16 protein-coding genes are annotated in these 17,119 nt (G+C 41.6%); 8 read left to right on the top strand and 8 right to left on the bottom strand.

What is annotated here, in order from left to right; translation table 11 throughout:
* Positions 1 to 117: 117 nt before the first annotated feature.
* Positions 118 to 585, bottom strand: coding sequence for a hypothetical protein (locus ACYVIL_RS08625; RefSeq protein WP_460312204.1), 468 nt, complete (start codon positions 583 to 585; stop codon positions 118 to 120).
* A 515-nt stretch (positions 586 to 1,100) separates the two neighbouring features.
* On the opposite strand from ACYVIL_RS08625, the gene ACYVIL_RS08620 reads away from it, so the two are divergent.
* On the top strand, positions 1,101 to 2,159 hold the full coding sequence (locus ACYVIL_RS08620) for a helix-turn-helix domain-containing protein (protein WP_460312203.1): 1,059 nt from the start codon (positions 1,101 to 1,103) through the stop codon (positions 2,157 to 2,159).
* 86 nt (positions 2,160 to 2,245) lie between these two features.
* Positions 2,246 to 3,514, top strand: a complete 1,269-nt coding sequence (locus ACYVIL_RS08615) for a serine hydrolase domain-containing protein (protein WP_460312202.1) — start codon at positions 2,246 to 2,248, stop codon at positions 3,512 to 3,514.
* 297 nt (positions 3,515 to 3,811) lie between these two features.
* Here ACYVIL_RS08615 and ACYVIL_RS08610 read toward each other — a convergent pair whose 3' ends face one another.
* Both ACYVIL_RS08610 and ACYVIL_RS08605 read right to left on the bottom strand, forming a co-directional pair.
* On the bottom strand, positions 3,812 to 4,987 hold the full coding sequence (locus tag ACYVIL_RS08610; RefSeq protein WP_460312201.1) for an iron-containing alcohol dehydrogenase: 1,176 nt from the start codon (positions 4,985 to 4,987) through the stop codon (positions 3,812 to 3,814).
* 47 nt (positions 4,988 to 5,034) lie between these two features.
* Positions 5,035 to 5,721, bottom strand: coding sequence for a type 1 glutamine amidotransferase domain-containing protein (locus ACYVIL_RS08605; RefSeq protein WP_460312200.1), 687 nt, complete (start codon positions 5,719 to 5,721; stop codon positions 5,035 to 5,037).
* A 171-nt stretch (positions 5,722 to 5,892) separates the two neighbouring features.
* On the opposite strand from ACYVIL_RS08605, the gene ACYVIL_RS08600 reads away from it, so the two are divergent.
* The 4 genes from ACYVIL_RS08600 (at position 5,893) to ACYVIL_RS08585 (ending at position 9,998) form a co-directional block, all read left to right on the top strand.
* A complete protein-coding gene (locus tag ACYVIL_RS08600; RefSeq protein WP_460312199.1) occupies positions 5,893 to 6,807 on the top strand; it encodes a LysR family transcriptional regulator in 915 nt (304 codons plus the stop codon).
* A 190-nt stretch (positions 6,808 to 6,997) separates the two neighbouring features.
* Positions 6,998 to 8,155 carry a helix-turn-helix transcriptional regulator gene (locus ACYVIL_RS08595; protein WP_460312198.1) on the top strand — a complete coding sequence of 386 codons (1,158 nt, stop codon included), beginning with the start codon at positions 6,998 to 7,000 and terminating at the stop codon, positions 8,153 to 8,155.
* 87 nt (positions 8,156 to 8,242) lie between these two features.
* Entirely contained in the window at positions 8,243 to 8,923 is a 681-nt protein-coding gene (locus ACYVIL_RS08590; RefSeq protein ID WP_460312197.1) for a DUF4386 domain-containing protein, read from the top strand.
* A gap of 55 nt (positions 8,924 to 8,978) precedes the next feature.
* On the top strand, positions 8,979 to 9,998 hold the full coding sequence (locus ACYVIL_RS08585) for a serine hydrolase domain-containing protein (RefSeq protein ID WP_460312196.1): 1,020 nt from the start codon (positions 8,979 to 8,981) through the stop codon (positions 9,996 to 9,998).
* Positions 9,999 to 10,072: 74 nt separating this feature from the next.
* Here ACYVIL_RS08585 and ACYVIL_RS08580 read toward each other — a convergent pair whose 3' ends face one another.
* Together ACYVIL_RS08580 and ACYVIL_RS08575 are read right to left on the bottom strand one after the other, a co-directional pair.
* A complete protein-coding gene (locus ACYVIL_RS08580) occupies positions 10,073 to 10,744 on the bottom strand; it encodes a hypothetical protein (RefSeq protein WP_460312195.1) in 672 nt (223 codons plus the stop codon).
* A gap of 16 nt (positions 10,745 to 10,760) precedes the next feature.
* Positions 10,761 to 11,192: a hypothetical protein gene (locus tag ACYVIL_RS08575; RefSeq protein WP_303476373.1), complete on the bottom strand. Its 432-nt coding sequence runs from the start codon at positions 11,190 to 11,192 to the stop codon at positions 10,761 to 10,763.
* A 492-nt stretch (positions 11,193 to 11,684) separates the two neighbouring features.
* Between ACYVIL_RS08575 and ACYVIL_RS08570 the strand changes: the two genes are divergently transcribed.
* Complete coding sequence (locus ACYVIL_RS08570; RefSeq protein WP_460312194.1) at positions 11,685 to 13,085, top strand: M20/M25/M40 family metallo-hydrolase; 1,401 nt, start codon at positions 11,685 to 11,687, stop codon at positions 13,083 to 13,085.
* A gap of 79 nt (positions 13,086 to 13,164) precedes the next feature.
* Here the strand turns inward: ACYVIL_RS08570 and ACYVIL_RS08565 are convergent, their stop codons facing one another.
* Genes ACYVIL_RS08565 through ACYVIL_RS08555 form a run of 3 tightly spaced genes read right to left on the bottom strand, consistent with a single transcriptional unit; the run spans position 13,165 to position 16,061 of the window.
* Entirely contained in the window at positions 13,165 to 13,701 is a 537-nt protein-coding gene (locus ACYVIL_RS08565; RefSeq protein ID WP_460312193.1) for a redoxin domain-containing protein, read from the bottom strand.
* A complete protein-coding gene (locus ACYVIL_RS08560; RefSeq protein WP_460312192.1) occupies positions 13,670 to 14,851 on the bottom strand; it encodes an MFS transporter in 1,182 nt (393 codons plus the stop codon). The genes ACYVIL_RS08565 and ACYVIL_RS08560 overlap by 32 nt, the downstream gene beginning before the upstream one ends.
* Positions 14,852 to 14,888: 37 nt before the next feature.
* Positions 14,889 to 16,061 (bottom strand): MFS transporter, encoded by a 1,173-nt coding sequence (locus tag ACYVIL_RS08555; protein ID WP_460312191.1) that lies wholly within the window; start codon positions 16,059 to 16,061, stop codon positions 14,889 to 14,891.
* A 120-nt stretch (positions 16,062 to 16,181) separates the two neighbouring features.
* Between ACYVIL_RS08555 and ACYVIL_RS08550 the strand changes: the two genes are divergently transcribed.
* A complete protein-coding gene (locus ACYVIL_RS08550; RefSeq protein ID WP_460312190.1) occupies positions 16,182 to 17,093 on the top strand; it encodes a LysR family transcriptional regulator in 912 nt (303 codons plus the stop codon).
* The last annotated feature ends 26 nt before the right edge of the window (positions 17,094 to 17,119 follow it).

The raw sequence follows: 17,119 nt of genomic DNA, 5'->3' as shown, positions 1-17,119 counted from the left end.
TACTTTGTTTTTTACAACTAGTGTTCGTCGCCACTGGTTGAGACTGACGATTACGGCCAATGCTAATACTATGCAAAAGGGCGTGAAGCATCGCCCCTTTGCATTGGAGAGGTTATGTTATGCAGGTTGGTAAGGCAGAGATGATTGATGTAATACAATTCTCACCTTGCCGTCTTCACAAAGTTTAAACACGAAGCTTTTGTTAACAAAAATGTGGCTGTCATCCGCGCCAATAAAATGAACGTTACATTGTACAATGGCAAGGTCGTTGTGCAGAATAAAGTCTTCTTTGCTGTACCAAACTTTAACCCATGGCTTTAATTTAAAGCCATTGTCGTTGGGGTAATTTTCATCACCACCAACAAAGTACGATAAAGCGCCCTCTTTGGTATCGCGAAACGTTTGTTCTCCATAGGTCAGTGTTGGTTTGAACAACACTTTACCGTTATCATAATCGTAATTCTCTGACAAAACTTGCGCAGAGAAGGCCTTGGCGTCTCCTCCTTGACTGTGAACTTCACCCACTTTAACTACATTCTCACACCAGGTTTCTAGGGCTTTATGAACCATCTCATCGGTAAACATCCAGTCTTCTCCTATATGAATGTTATTGTTTAAGCAATGTTATATCGTTTTATTTACTGAGTGTATATCACTATAAACCTTTTTACTAAACAAGTGTTTCTCTTGATAGCTAAACACTATCAAGAAGCTAGATTATTGTGCTTGCTCCGGTTATCTGATTGACTATGTTCTATGTTGATGTGTTAGGCATAGCCTATCTATTTTCTCTGGCTCACCGGCATTGATAAAGGTATCCACAACGAATGAGAGCCAGCTTGTAATGGCTAGCTGGCCATATGCACGGTCTTAACTGGTGGATAATGATTGTACAATGACCACTTGTTGCCTTTGTTTAGGTCTTATAAGGATATGATAGCTTACGGAAGCGCTTTAAGTTAGTCGCAGTAGTAATATCAAAGGAATTTACACCTGAGAAGCGCTTGTGATGCTGATGATTTATATGCCCTTTGCTCTTTAACTCGTATCTATACTTTGACAAACTAAAGCGCGGTTAACGTCTTACAATAAGGTTAGAAGTGGAAATTACACTTTCAGGTGTGCAGATTATAGATGTATTTCTCAGGTTTGCTGCCGTAGGTCAATTGGGCTTATTAATCATTTTCTTAGTCAGGAAACATTCGGTTCTGCCCCTCGCGCAAGTTGGATTAATTGCATGCTTAATAGCCTATGTTCTATTAACGGTTCCAATTGAAAATCATCACTTCGGAAGTTTACGCAATATCTTATTGCTAATTACCGATTTAACTCCATTTGCGGCTTTGTGGTTCACCCTAACTAAGCTCCAAAAGCACTTTAAATTGGCACAACAAGCCAAATGGATATTGGCTTTGCTGACGTTTTGGCTACTAATCTTAGCTTATGTGTTCTTAGTACTAGGCGGTAGAAGTCCATTACACGACCTCAATCACATCATTGGAATTGGGCTGTTAATGTGGGTCATTTATTTATGTTTAGCGGAATACTTAGACGACTTGGATAATCGCCGCCGCAACGCTCGGCTGTTAATAGTCGCGTTTTGTTGTTTTTATATGTTAGGACTTGTGTCCTTTGAGTTTATCTATCAAAACATTAGAGATACTTGGCAATTTAGCCTAGCTAATGCTTTTATAATCTTTGCAATAGTTACCATTATTTTAGCAAAAATAATAACCCCAAAAGACCACTTACCGAGTGCTACCAGTAATCAAGTTGATACCTTCGAAACGTCTACCTCTGCACAAAACAAAGCTAAACCGATTGATTCTCCCCACCTAGAAGCATTAAATAAACTGATGAATGACGGTGTGTTTTTGCAACAGGAACTAACCATTGGTAAGTTGGCAAATTTACTCGATTTGCCTCCTCACCAACTTCGTCAGCTGATTAATCAACAACTCGGCTTTAGCAATTTTTCTCACTATCTAAATAGCTACAGGATCCCTTGGGTGTGTGAGCAACTTCAGGATACCTCGAAAAAGAATTTACCTATCCTAACGATAGCATTGGAAGCAGGCTATGGTTCTATTGCACCATTTAATCGTGCTTTTAAAGCAACAATAGGTCAAACGCCTACACAATATCGTACTCAATTTTAAAAATGATCAGTATTTTTCATATTCGATAAGACCTAGTATCTAACAATGGATGTAATGGCCTCCACTAATTATTTGTAGAAGTTATTATGAAAAAAGCACTGCTCATTTTGTTCGTTTTTATACTCTCTGTTTTGTCTTATTTAGGTTGGCCTATCTATCAAGGTATAGCCTATCGTGGCATGGCTCCAATGATAGGGATGAACTATGTTACCTGGCCTAGTGAACAGCCAACAACAAACAGGGTATTCGACGCTGATTTCAATCATGCAGCGAATGAAGCCTTACAATCACTGGTAGTCCAACAACAAAGCGTTGCAGCACCGGGCTACACTGCTGCAGTAGCCATAAACGGAAAACTCATTTGGGCAGCTAGTGTCGGCTGGTCAGATATTAGCAAGAAAATACAAATGACCACCGATAGCCAAATGCGAATAGGCAGCACGTCAAAAGCGCTAACTGCCACTGGGCTAGCTCGATTGGTCGACAGCGGCAGGCTTAACTTAGATGCACCATTATCGGAGTATTTTGAAACACCTCCCAACCCACACTGGAAGACAGTGACGGCTAGGCAGCTCGCCTCTCATATGGCAGGGATCCCACATTATGGTGAGAACACGGAAACACTTGGCACCTTGGCAATGTTAGGTGCTCAGCGCTATTTTGCTGATCCACTTGCTGCCATGGCTTTATTTGACGATAGCGATATGTTATTTGCACCTGGTGAGCAATTTAGTTATTCGAGTTTAGGCACTGTATTGCTTAGTGCATTGATGCAAATAAAAGCTGAAATGAAATATCAAGACTATATGCAGCAGAGGGTATTTGCCCCCCTTGCCATGCATGCGACCTTTACTGAAACGCCGACCCAAACTAGCGATGATCTGGCGACGTTTTACTGGCAAGACAAACATCAACCTAGCAGATTAAAGCCTTGGTATCACTTGGATTTAAGTCACCGATTAGCCGGCGGCGGTTGGGTATCGACATCTAAAGATCTCGCAATGTTAGGACAAGGTTTTATGAATGAGGCGTTTATTTCTGAACAAACGAGGATTGCATTTTGGACACCACAAAGGCTTAATAATGGCCAAGTGAATCCTCAACAATATGGTCTTGGCTGGCGTATAAATGATCTCGACTTAGGTGAAGGTTATAAATCAGTGACGTTTATGCATCATGGTGGCGTATCAGCAGGTGCTCAAAGTTTTTTGATGGTTATTCCTGAGTACAAGTTGTCATTGTCCGTTAACGCCAATATTAGAACTGAGGTATTTTCAGATTTCGCTAGCGTCTCTTATGATATAGCCAGGTTTTTTATCGACGAGATAGAACGTCAAAGTCATGTAGAAAAATAATCTAAAGCAAGCAAACACTGCTTATTGAGTTTTAATTACACTATGTCTAGGTTACTCGCGTCTTCTTAACCTGAGCTCAAAATCACTCAAGCAGATGTCATGGATGTATAGCATCATGTCCATTTACAGTGGGTTGTCATTTATTCTACTAGGCCTTGTATAACACTAGTATCTTTTGACTCGCCCACCGCTATTTAGGTAATTTATATGAATTGGTTGAGTCATAATATTTCGAAAATTAAAGACGATTTAGTGGCGTATAGCGTTTCCTATACACCACCAGTGGTTTCACCATATTTACAATGCTTGCGTTAAGATCTCTCGACTTTTTTCTAGGGTGATATCACTGTGTTCACCAAGTGCGGTCATGCCATGCTGTTTTAACCCATCAATAAGTAAATCGATATCTTTTGCACCAAGATCTACGTCAGATAATCGGGTGGGTACTTGCATTGTTTTGAAAAATTGTTCGGTTAACAAAATAGCTTGATCAATGCGAGCATCCTCATCCCCCTCATTTATCTGCCAAACCCGCGATGCATATTGCAGTAGTTTTTCACGCTTATTGTCACGACAGACTTTCATGACAGCGGGTAATACTATGGATAGCGTACGTGCGTGATCAATGCCAAACGCGCCCGTTAATTCATGACCTATCATATGGGTTGACCAATCTTGTGGTACACCGGCACCAATTAGTCCATTTAATGCCATGGTTGCCGACCACATAATATTGGCTCTCACTTCAAGGTCACCTTTGGTTTGTGGCTGTAATGCTTTAGGCCCTTCTTCAATTAAGGTTTGCAATAACCCTTCACTGAAACGGTCTTGTACTTTGCCATTAACGCTATAGGTCAAGTATTGCTCGATAGTATGAACAAACGCATCAACAACACCGTTACTGATTTGACGATCAGACAATGACAATGTGACTTTGGGATCTAACACTGCAAATAGTGGACGCACTAGAGGGCTTGAAAATGCACGTTTATTGCCATCTCGAGTAACAACTGCATTACCATTACTTTCAGAACCTGTGGCTGGTAGGGTTAAAACTGCGCCTATGGGTAACGCTTTCGTGATGGTATGTTGCTTTGTGAGAATATCCCATGGATCTTTCTCCTCACTTGGATCATCTCCCTCAAAGAAGGTCGCTGCGGCAATAAATTTAGCGCCATCAACCACAGAGCCACCGCCAACCGCAAGTAAAAAATCAATACGCTGCTCTTTAATAATCTCCTGAGCTTTCATTAATGTGTTGTAACTTGGATTGGGTTCGATACCTGAAAACTCAAACCAGGTATGTTGTTCAAGGGCATCAACCACTTGTTGATACACGCCGTTATTTTTTATGGAACCGCCACCATAGACCAGTAAAACCCTTGCATCTGATGGTATTTGTTGGGAAATGGTGGCGATTTTTCCTTCTCCAAAATGAATATGAGTTGGATTTTGAAAACTGAAATTTAACATTGATATATATCCTAAAACTTTGCCAAGAAAAAATGTATAAAAACTCTTTATGCACCAAGGTGAGCGAGTAACTTTTCAGCGGCTAAAGCTGAACTCGCTGGATTTTGACCAGTGATAAGCAGGCCATCTTGTACAACAAATGCTTCCCAATCTTGGGCTTTTTGATAATCACCGCCACGTTTAATGAGTTCATCTTCAAGTAAAAATGGCACCACTTCGGTTAATTGCACCGCGTCTTCTTCACTGTTAGTAAAGCCGGTTACTGCTTTTCCTTTTACAACAAAGTCACCAGACCCATGTTTTACATTTAATAATGCGGCACTAGCATGACAGACGGTAGAAACGGCTTTGCCTGCAGTTAAAAACCTTTCTAGCAAAGTGATTGAGTCGGGATTGTCGGTAAGATCCCATAAAGGTCCATGACCTCCGGGGTAGAAAACAGCATCAAAGTCACCTTCACTAACAGAAGACAATTTCAACGTAGTCGCAATTTTGGCTTGGGCGGCATTGTCTGAGTCATAACGTTCAGTAGCGGCAGTTTGAAATTCTGCGAGTTTGCTTGTGGGATCAATAGGGGCTTGGCCGCCCTGTGGCGTAGCTAAGGTGACTTCAACACCAGCGTCAATAAAAGCATAATAAGGCGCGGCGAACTCCTCAACCCAAAAACCGGTTTTCTTGCCAGTGTCGCCAAGTTTATCGTGAGAAGTCAGTACCATTAATATTTTTTTATTCATTTTTGTTCATCCATTTATCAAAACAAGCAAGCTTGTTTAAGTGAGTTTTTATTTTCTATGGAAGGAGTATATGCTCACAAAAAAAGTATACAATGCAGATAAAATTGACATCATTGTATCAATAATTGATACAATGGTTTTGATGTTTGTTTTTCAGTAATGGGTCTCGGTATGAATGTTTCGTTTGAACGTCTCAAAAGTATGGTTGTTTTTGCTCAAGTTGTGGAACAAGGCAGCTTAATTGGAGCAGCAAAGCATTTGGGACTCTCGCGCGCGGTAGTCAGCTACCACCTGAAAAAACTTGAATCTCAACTTGAGGTGAAATTACTTAATCGCTCTACTCGTTCGATCAATCTCACAGAAGCTGGCCAAGCCTTTTATGAGCGTTGTCATGCTATAGCCGAACATGCCAATGCCGCCAATCAACAAATTGAAAACGTCAAAAATGAACCCATCGGCCTACTTAAAATAACCTGTCCGGTAAATGTTGGATTACAAACAATTGTGCCTGCACTGAATGAATTCAAAAAAATTCATCCTAAAATTGAGCTGGATGTGATGCTCACGGATGAAGTGGTGAATATTATGAAAGAAGGAATCGATTTAGCGATCCGCGGAGCCCCCTTGCCTGACTCAGGATTACAAGCAAGTAAACTTGCTACCCTAAAAACCTGTTTGTGCGGTTCTCCAGAGTACTTTAGCCAATATGGAAAACCAAAAAACCATACTGATTTAGCCAATCATCAATGGGTAATTTACAAATTAACCTCTGGCGTAGTGAACCTAACAAAAGGCAACCGCACTTATCGTATTGTCACCCAAGGAAGTATCAGTACCAATAATGCAGCGGCGCGTACTGCATTTGTTGAAGCTGGCCACGGTTTAGCCCGCATCCCTATTTATGATGCTTGGCCTAAAATACAAGCAGGCACCTTACAAAGAGTACTTGATGATTATGTATTCAACGATATAAATGTCTATGGTGTGTTCCCGCCAGGCACGGCAAATACCAAAAAACTGAGGTTATTACTGACTTTCTTGAAAGAGTATTTTACCCGTCAAATCAGCTTCAGCTCGACCATTTAATAGATGCCAATGATCCTATTTCCAGTATCAAAATTAGGTGCACATTCAAGCCATCTCATATTCAAGCCCTCTTAGCCAAATAAGCTCTTTATGGCGAAAATCTTGGTTTGGCCTTTGTGGTCTATTTATCCCATAATGAAGACTAACAAAATCGAAACCCTAACCTAAAAAAACGAGTAAAGCATCTCAAATGATTGTGAAAGTGTTACCAACAATAATCTTTTCATTTCAACTTGGCATTGCAGGCCTTGCTATTGCCCAGTCTTTGTTGAGTGCTAAGGGCGGGCAAAAACACACTTACTATCTAACCGGGGTACTGATATTTCTCTCTATTCATACATTTGGTGATTTACTTGTGGTGTCAGGTGGGTATCGGTATTTCCCCAATCTAGTAGGATTACAATTCCCCTTAGCGACATTGATTGGTCCCGCATTTTACTTTTACGCGCGTTCCATGATGACCCGCTCAAATGTGTTAAGCACGAAATCTATGCTTACAGCTAGTATTGGTCCCGTACTGGGTATTTTAGTATTGCTCCCTTTCGCCTTAGGGCTGACCACCGAACAAAAACTTTCTCTTGCGGATCCACTCACCCGAGATGCTGAACTCTACAAGTTTGCTCTTCTAACTTGCTTACTCTCTACCCTTACCTTTTTAATCTCCACGCTATTGTATTTTAGCGCAACCTACCGGCTTCTAGACAACCACAAAGTTCAGCTCATGAAGAAGTTTTCGGTTATCGAAAAAAAATCACTGGATTGGTTACGCACAATTCTACTTTTATGGGGTAGTGTTTGGGTGCTTTACACCATTGAATATATATTGAATTTTATTGGCGTAAGCTGGATTGGATCGGGTGTCGTTATTCCAATGCTAAATTTACTATTGCTTTTGGCGTTTGCTCACTTATCACTTAATCAACCTTTATTGTCAGAAACAGACAAATCAAAAGACAGTGATTTGCAACCTCGAGCCGCCGCATTAGACGATGATAGAATGAAGAGAATTGCCGTAAAACTCCACAAAGTGATGCAAGGGGAACGCTTATTTTGTGAAAATGAACTGAGCCTTCACCGATTATCTGAAGCCATTGGCATATCTCAAAATCATATTTCCGAGACCCTATCCCAGCATTTACAGATTAATTTTTTCTCGTTCATTAACAATTATCGTGTAGAAGAAGCAAAAAGACTGTTAACTACAACAACCTTATCAATTATTGATATCTCGCTGGAGTCGGGCTTTAACTCTCGCTCGACGTTTAATTCTGCCTTTAAAAAAACCGAAGGCGTAACCCCGTCGGCCTATCGCATGCTCATGAAAAATCATAATACTGCGAAAGAATAATGAACGAATGGGCCCATTTGGACGACGTTAGTCTCGAAATCCTTGAAACTTTCCCTATCATCAAAAATCACCTAGAGGAAAATTCATATGTCAAACTTGTTCGCTGCTCGTCTGGTGGGCGCGTTATTTATTATATCAACAGGCGCTTACATGACGGCGAGTCATATCATTTCGACGCTATTTAGTGCACCTGATTTTATCCTTTATCTGTACCCGAATAGAAACCTTTTGACCGTAGCCGCCCTATTGGAGTTTGTTAACTCTGCCGCTGTAGTGGCTATAGCCACCGTTATATTTCCCATCATTAAACCTCTTAGTCAGCGAATCGCTTTGACCTATGTTAGCTTTAGGATCATCGAAGCGGTTATGCTACTTATTGGCGCATTAGCGCTATTTTCTTTAATTGCCATTAGCAAAGAAATGGTAACAGCCATCGCCCCCAGTGTTGACTATTTAAGTGTTATGGCTGATGTTCTAAAACAGCAACGTTATGTTAGTTTTCAACTTGGCATGATCCCCCTAGCTCTTTGCGGCTTTATGCTTTGTGTTACCTTTTATCAACACCGTTTAGTCCCAAGGTTATTATCCGCTTTAGGCCTTGTCGGGTATTTGTTATTGTTGCTAAAAGTCAGCGCTGATTTTTTCGCCATTAATATTGGCGGTGGATTGCTGTATATTCCTGGTGCTTTATTTGAACTACTTCTACCATTGTGGTTGTTTTTTAAAGGTTTTCATTTAAGTGAACAACCACAAACACACGAGAAGTGAATGACATAAACGCTATATATTGATTGCCGTGTTTTGCTTTAGGCTAAGAGTGCCCATGGAAAAATGGAAGAAGATCACACTTAAGGTTTTACTCGCTTGTTTCCTGACAACAACAAGTATTTATTTGTTCGCGCCTTGGGAATATGGGCTGTATTATTTAAAGCCTGTACCTAACTCCATTGAGCAACAAGTTCATGAAGCAACGTCACAAGGTATAGACGGAATCATTGTCTATGTGGATGAGGCCAATAAACCAGCTCGGTTGTATGCAAGTGGTTGGCATAATAGACAAGAAAAAATACCGGCATATGGCAATGCTCTATTTAAAATTGCCAGTATTGGAAAATTATATGAAGCGGCGGCAATCGCTAAACTAGTCGCGTCCAATCAGCTCAAACTGGACCAAAGCCTTGCAGACTATTTGCCTCAATTAGCTAAACGTATCGAATATGCAAATAAAATTACCCTACGCATGTTGGTAGAGCACCGCAGTGGTATTCCTAACTTCACCGATCAGGAAGGCTTTGATTGGGCATCAAACTCCCTTGACGTATTGAGTTTAGTATTAGACAAACCTGCGGACTTCCCACCCGGTACTGATTACGACTACTCCAATTCAAATTATTTGTTGCTACAAAAAATAATGACCGAAACCTTGGGTTATCCTTACTCCCGCTTCATTAACAATGAAATTCTTTTACCATTGGGCTTAAACCGAACTTTCTTTTCAATTCACCAGATCGATACAAATGAGCTCATGAGCGGATATTATGTAGGCTATGACGAAGACTTAAAACACCTCGACCAAGGTTACGTAGCCAGTGCACAAGATGTAGGGATCTTTTTAAGAGCCCTAAACGATGGAAGTGTGTTTACCGAAGCAGAACGCAAAATTTATGCTTCACTTTATGAATATAACCATACAGGTTGGGTGCTCGGCTATTCTAGTATAGCCCGATACCATAGGGATATTGATACCGTTGTCATTCAATTTACCAACACGACCGGTGAAGATAGAGTGATACTTACAGGCATCATATATGACCGAATTATGAGTATCTTACGGAGCCAATAAAATGAATTGTTTGACTAGGTATTGGTAAGATTTAATTACCTCATTCCCGCCACAGCCCCGCAAAGCTTTATCACCTATGATTTTTCACCTAATAACATACTGCCATCGCCTAAAAAGCTTAAAACAATCTGTATTGCTGGGCGGTTATCGTCAAATAAATAGCTGTATTTCTCCACTATTCTATCTCTATCAGCTTGATTTCTTGCTGTCGACATTTCATCGCGAAAAGGCTGTCCTTCCATAATACCAGCATAATGACTAGCAATAGCGGCTGTTGTGCGCAGTGCATTTTCAACTTTGGGGTTTTCTGTAAACGCCTGCGTCAACTGTGTCGAATACGCATAATCAGCCGGTAAAACTAACTGTCCCTGAGTGTTGAATTCTATACTTGCAGGTGGTGAGGGTATGCCATATTGTGCTAACAATGCTTTAAACTCGTTTTGCGAGTATTTGGATAAGGTATCAATGTTGTGCGCTGTTGGCAGTAATAAGGGTATGTCCTTTAAATTCACCGGACTAGGTTGCGCTCCAGGCGTAAGATACTCATCTAGATTGATTTCTTGTTGGTCTCCTTGGGAGGTATTCATTCTGAAAACCGCATTCGTAGCGGGCTTTTCTACCTTTTGAACCTGATGATTTTGTTGATAAGCGGCTAATAATTCGGAAAAGCCATTGTTTCCTTTCGATTGATTGGGTTGCAGTAGGTTTTGTGAGTGAGTTTTAAAAATACGATTGGAGACGTCCATTTTAACCTCGACAATTTTAACTTTGTAAACGCTCTAAAACATCAAGTACATTGGCTCTTAGCTGTGCATCTTTATTTTGTGCCGTGCCAATAGACTGATCAAACTCCACCGACTTTCTTGCCAAGGCTAATACGTCATATTTTTCATCGGCATCGAAATCTCGGCTTGGAGGCGCTCTCATTGCTAATCCCTCTTGTGAGGTGATTAACCCGTCTAATTGTAACTCTGACGACATACGCGTTAATTCGTTATATGACATATTAGTCGGATCATACTGGTCAGCGACTTCCTGAAATTTTGTTTCTGCAATTAGACCCGCCTGGCTCAGTGTTACTTTATCTGCTGAGCTGTGATTGTTAGATAACTGGTTAGAATGAGTGGTATCTGCACCTTGGTTTTTACTGCTTTGATAGATAGAGCTCAGCTGACTATTGTTATTTATTTCCATTACATTCCCATTAGTCAATTTAGTGCTAATCACCACTAATTATCGGCTTATTTAGCTTGATGAGTTTGAGCAGCAATGACTATGCCAAAGGTACTGTTTTTGATTTAGGCTGATACAGGTTAACTAGCAGGAATTGCGCCATTAGGCTGCGAGCTAACCCCTTAGGCTGATTTTCAATGGGGTATTACCAGCAATTAGGCAAATTATTGCCGAGGATAAGACAATATCGGCAATGACAGGAAAAAACGGCAAGAGCGGCAAGTATTATTCCTGCCTCTTTGAGCTTAAAAATAAGACTAATGGCAACATAAAGTTGCACATTAATATAGGTTAGCCGACGAAATTTTACTTAGCGTATCGAATTTAGATAGTGTTTTAGTTAAGATGTTCAGACGATTGTTATTTTCCAATTGCGTTTAACCCTAAACGCTCACCAAAATATTACCAAAACGATAACTAACTTAAGCACTTATAATAATGAATGGAGAAACCATGCACCTTCGTAAACGCCTTGTCCTTGGCACAATATTGAGCTTTTTTAGCGTTCAATTGCTGGCCGCAGAAGCCATTGTTAGCGCTGAACAGAAGCAAACTGCCGAACAACTGATGCAAACCGCACTGAAAAGTGATCTTGGCATGGACATAGTCACGTCATTGACGACTGAAATTGGCCCTCGCCTTGCGGGTTCAGAAGCTGAAAAGCGAGCTAGAGGTTGGGGAGAAAAATTGGGACAACGCTTAGGGTTTGATAAGGTTCGCGTGGAAGAATTTACGATGCCGTTCTGGGAGCGGGGAAATTTACACATATCCCTTACTTCCCCCTACAATCAAGCATTATACGGCACAGCATTAGGTGGGGCGGCACCATCAAAACAAGATATTGATGCACCCGTGGTTTATTTTAGAGATATTCACGCTCTAATGGAGGTAGAAGAAGGAGAGCTCAAAGGTAAAATCGCTTTTGTTGATGGCGATATTATGGTGAAAAGTCAGGTGGGCGCAGGTTACGGACAAGCGAACCATCGTCGCAGAGTGGGATGGCAACATGCGCAACGTGGCGGTGCAGATGCGTTAGTGGTGCGTTCCGTGGGTTCAGATTCACATCGATTTCCCCATACAGGCATGATGAGTAAAGATGGAGACAAATGGGCAAGTATTCCTGTTATTGCAATTTCTAACCCAGATGCGGATCATCTTCGCCGTTTACATAATTTGGATAAACCCCTAAGTATTTCCCTTCATTCTGAGTCTGACTGGAAAGGAGAAGTTAGCAGCGGGAATGTTGTGTTAGATTTGATTGGTAGCGAGAAACCTGAAGAGATCGTACTTATCGGTGGCCATTTAGATAGCTGGGATCTGGGTACTGGAGCTGTAGACGACGGTGCTGGTGTTGCGATTACCACTGCAGCGGCTGCATTGATTGCAAAATTACCTAAGCGCCCTAAACGTACTATCCGAGTGGTCATGTTTGGTGCTGAAGAGGTAGGCCTGTTAGGCGCATTTGCTTACACCAAAAAACATGAAGCAAATTTGAGTAATCATGTTCTGGCCACAGAGTCAGATTTTGGGGCACAAAAAGTATGGCAATTGGGATCTAACGTTAATCCAAAAGCCACAGTGTTAATGGATGAAATAGGCAGAATTTTATCCCCTCTAGGTATCGTTAGAGGCCGTTCAGATGCACCAGGAGGTGGCCCCGACATTATTCCAATGGCCGCCAAAGGCGTACCCACAATTCGTTTAAATCAAGACGGACAAGACTACTTTGATTTACACCATACGCCAGACGACACCTTAGATAAAATTGAGCCTGACGCTCTAGCGCAAAATATTGCTGCTTATGCCGCTACTATTTATTTAATTGCCGACTCAGAGGTTGAGTTAAAACCATAAGCTAGCGCCAGCAACTGACGCGAAGACTGAAAAGCCCTAATCCTTTAATTAGCTGGGATTAGGGTTTAAGCATGCAAATTTAGTAGGTTTGTGTACCGCGGATGGGGTAACCAGTTTGATTACGAACAAAGGTTAACCCCCTTACAACTACATCTAACTCTGGGCGTAAAAAAGGCGTATTGGCAATATTTACCCCCTGTAATACTCCCACTTCGTTAATGACAAAAAGCGCAGGCTCTGAAAAATCATGATCGGTTTCTTTTTCAGAACGTGGGGCTGATATGTACAACCCTAATTGCTGCATTTGCTCAACACTTAGCCCGTAAGCGATGGGATAAGTCACATTTAGCACTTCCATGTTTTGACTAAGTTGTTCTTTTGAATCTGCTGATACGGCTGTGACACTCACACCGATGGCAATTAACGCCTCTTTGTGCTCCTCCAATAAATTGAGGTAGCGTACACATAAAGGACAATGTTTTCCCCGATACACTACCAGCATTTGCCAATCGGCCCCTGAGTGAGCTTGTCCTAGATTAACCGTGGAGCCATCTAGAAGCGCTGCATTAATAGATGGAAAAGGACTACCGGGAATGAGTTTTACTAAGTTTGTCATTTTGATCTCTTTGATAGTTAGTGAGTTTTATAGATTGAATAAACAGTGTGAGGGCTATACCCATGCATAGAACCACACAGCTGATAAATATATTGCTTATGCCGCCAGGTATGTATTCTACAAACGAGGTTAAAAACTGCCCTAGAAACACCGCCATGGTAAAAAATGATAAATTGCGACCACGCACTTTTACTTCGCTTCGCTCTACGGTCATGTGGTTTAGCAATGGAATACTAAAGCCAAACCCAATGCCGATAAAAATCGCCCCTACCACTAAACTAATAGTGCCTGTTTGTAAGAAGAAAAGATAAGCTATCCCGAAACCAATAAATGCTAGAGCTAACACTTTCTGCTCGCCAAAAAGTTTACATACCTTAGGCAGGAAGTGCGCCGCAACTACCGCCATTAATGAAATGAAGGCCAACAAACCTCCTATTTGCTGTTCGTCGTAATCTTGTCCATACATATAACTGGGCAGCAAAACTATAGAGGTGAAAAACAATACCATTGCAAGCATAGCAATTAGATACACACTTTTGAGTGAAATTCCCTTTTGCAAAGTCGCATGTTCATGTTGGGTTTCCACTTCTTTTTCAACGGGATTTTGGCGGGGTACGAAGACCAAGAGCATGGCTAGAAATACCCAAGCAACGAGATAAAGCGAAAGGGGTAATGCCCAGTGTTGCGCCGCGAGTAAGCCTCCAATAAATAGAAATACCACCCCGCCCAGTTCGATCGCCATGCCCTGTTTAGCAATCATTTTTAACCGCTGTTCGCCAAAATACCATTGGGAAATTAACACCGTACAGCCTGCCATCACCACTGAAGTCACGCCGCCTAAAACGAATCGATTAAACAATACCCATAACGGACCATGCAACCAATAGACGCTTGCCCCCACAACCCCATATAAGAATAAGCCAATAATAAGCAATTGATATGCGCCATATTTGTCAATTAGTTTGCCAGCTAGGGGAGCAAAGACTACCGCGCCTAATGCGGGTAAAGTGACCAACAAAATAGCATTGTCTGTCACGCCCAAGCCAGCCGAGATACTGACTAAACCTGGGGCAACGACAGCCCCTACCATAATCGTTAAACAGGCAATACAAAGTAAGGTGTAGCCACCGGCACTGTTAAGTTTGTTCATGAAAAAGTCCCTTAAATTGATAAAAAAGAAATGTTATTTAGTGTTTGGCCAAGGCGTTAAAAAATGCACTGATGATAATGAAGAGAATGCTCACCACCACCACCCCAGGCCATTGATATAGAGAGTAAGCGGTAAGACCTGCTATTGAGCCTAGCGCCCCACCAAGATAGTAACCGAGCATGTAAATACCGTTGATACGACTTTGGGCGCTGTTATCGATGCTAAAGACCCGCACCTGATTAGCCACTTGTGCACTAAAAACAGCAAAGTCGATTAGTATAATTCCCACTATCAAGGACACTAGATTTCCGGCAAATAGCCCTGTTATGGCAAACCCTAGCGCAGCCAGCCCTAACACCACCATTATTAAAGTTTTAGCGCCAAGTTTATTCACCCATTTACCCGAAGCCTTAGCACCGATGACGCCCGCTAATGCAATCAGACCAAAGAGGCCGGCTTGTTGGGCGTTGTAATGAAAAGGCGCGTCACTCACATAAATTGCCAGTGTTGCCCACAAAACATTAAATGCGGCAAACCAAAATGCACCGGAAACTGTAAATAGTCGCAGCGATCGATGTCGGGCAAACAACACTAAGGTGCTCTTTAACAGGGGCAAGTAACGCAACGAAGCCTGTGGTTTATTGGTGGGTAAACATATCCATAGCAAGATCCCAAGGAAGGCGGCGATTAACGCTGACATAATAAACACACTGCGCCAGCCAAACTGCTCTGCAACAAACCCACTTAAGGTTCTTGAGAGCAAAATACCAATGGTTAACCCCATCATTAAAGTGCCAAGGGTGGCACCTTTGTTTTCAATAGACACCATTGATGCAGCAAACGGAATTAGCTGCTGAGTAATATTTGCGCTCACACCGATTAAAAAGACGGCCAGCATCAGTATTGGCAGATTTGGCGCAAAAAAGGCGACTGAGCAAGCTGCCACTAATAAGCAAGATAAGAGACCTATAAGTTGCCGCCGCACTACCGAATCACCCAAGGGTGAGATAAACAAGAGTGCAAAGGCATAACCAAATTGCGTGAGTGCTGGAATACTGCCTAATTGCGAATCATTTAAATGAAACTCGTTGGCAATTAACGGCAAAATAGGTTGGTTGTAATACAGGTTCGCCGCACTAGCCGCAATGGCAGTTGTCATAAGTAATAACATTAAAGGGCTTAACACGGGTGTAGAATCTGAATGGGTCATATGTGTCGTTAAGTAAATAAAACATAGACACAGCATAAGACTTATCTATTAATAACAAAAATGATATTATTTAATTGAATCGATACCAAATTTGTATAGATTCTAACATTGGACTTCGTCATGGATATCAAAATATTAAGGAGTTTTGTTTCAGTCGCTAAACATAAGAGCTTTTCAGAAGCTGCCCGCGAGTTACACACTGTTCAACCAGCGATAAGTCGTCATATATCCGCGTTGGAGGATGAACTTGCTGTCACATTATTTAACCGCAACTCTAGAGATGTTGCGATTACCCCAGCGGGTGAACAATTACTTGATGATGCTTTAAGGATTCTCGCCTTAACTGAGCAAGCTAAGCAAAAGGTAAAACGTGCCCACAGTGGTACTGTGGGAACCTTGAATATTGCCCATTTAAGTTCAGCATGCTTGTCTTTTATGGCCAGCCTGATCCGAACCTATAGATCTCAGTTTCCCCACGTCCACATCGCTCTATTTGAAATGACCGCAACGGAACAAATTGAAGCTCTAAAGCAAGATAAAATCGATATTGCGTTTTCAAGACCCTTGCCGACCCCTATTGCTGACGAATTTATTAGTCACGATATTTATATTGATAAATTGGTGGCCGTGGTAAATCAAAGCCATCCACTTGCAAGCCAAAAACACACTGATCTCGCTAGGTTAAAAAGCGAACAATTTATTATTTTTAATCGTGAAGAAGCCCTTGGACTTTTTGATGAAACCATCATACTTTGTAAACAAGCAGGATTCTCACCGAACATCATTAGTCAACCGAGGCATATGCAAACCTTAGTCACTGAAGTGGCTGCCGGTTTAGGCGTGGCAATTGCTCCTTTTTGCGTAAGCAAATTGTATAGTCAGGGCTGTCATTTTATTGCATTGGACAATGTCGACACGCAAATTCCGTTACAAATCCAATTTAAACAAAACGACAATAGCGCCACCACCCACGCCTTCTTAACGGTCGCGTTAAACGCCAAAAACGAAATTCAACGCAGCATGACGCTTTAACCCTACCTGCAAATTTGACTAAATCG

The sequence above is a fragment of the Aliiglaciecola aliphaticivorans genome (genome assembly GCF_054782055.1).
Note: the sequence above shows the minus strand (reverse complement) of the source record. Positions and strands in the feature narration are given on the sequence as shown.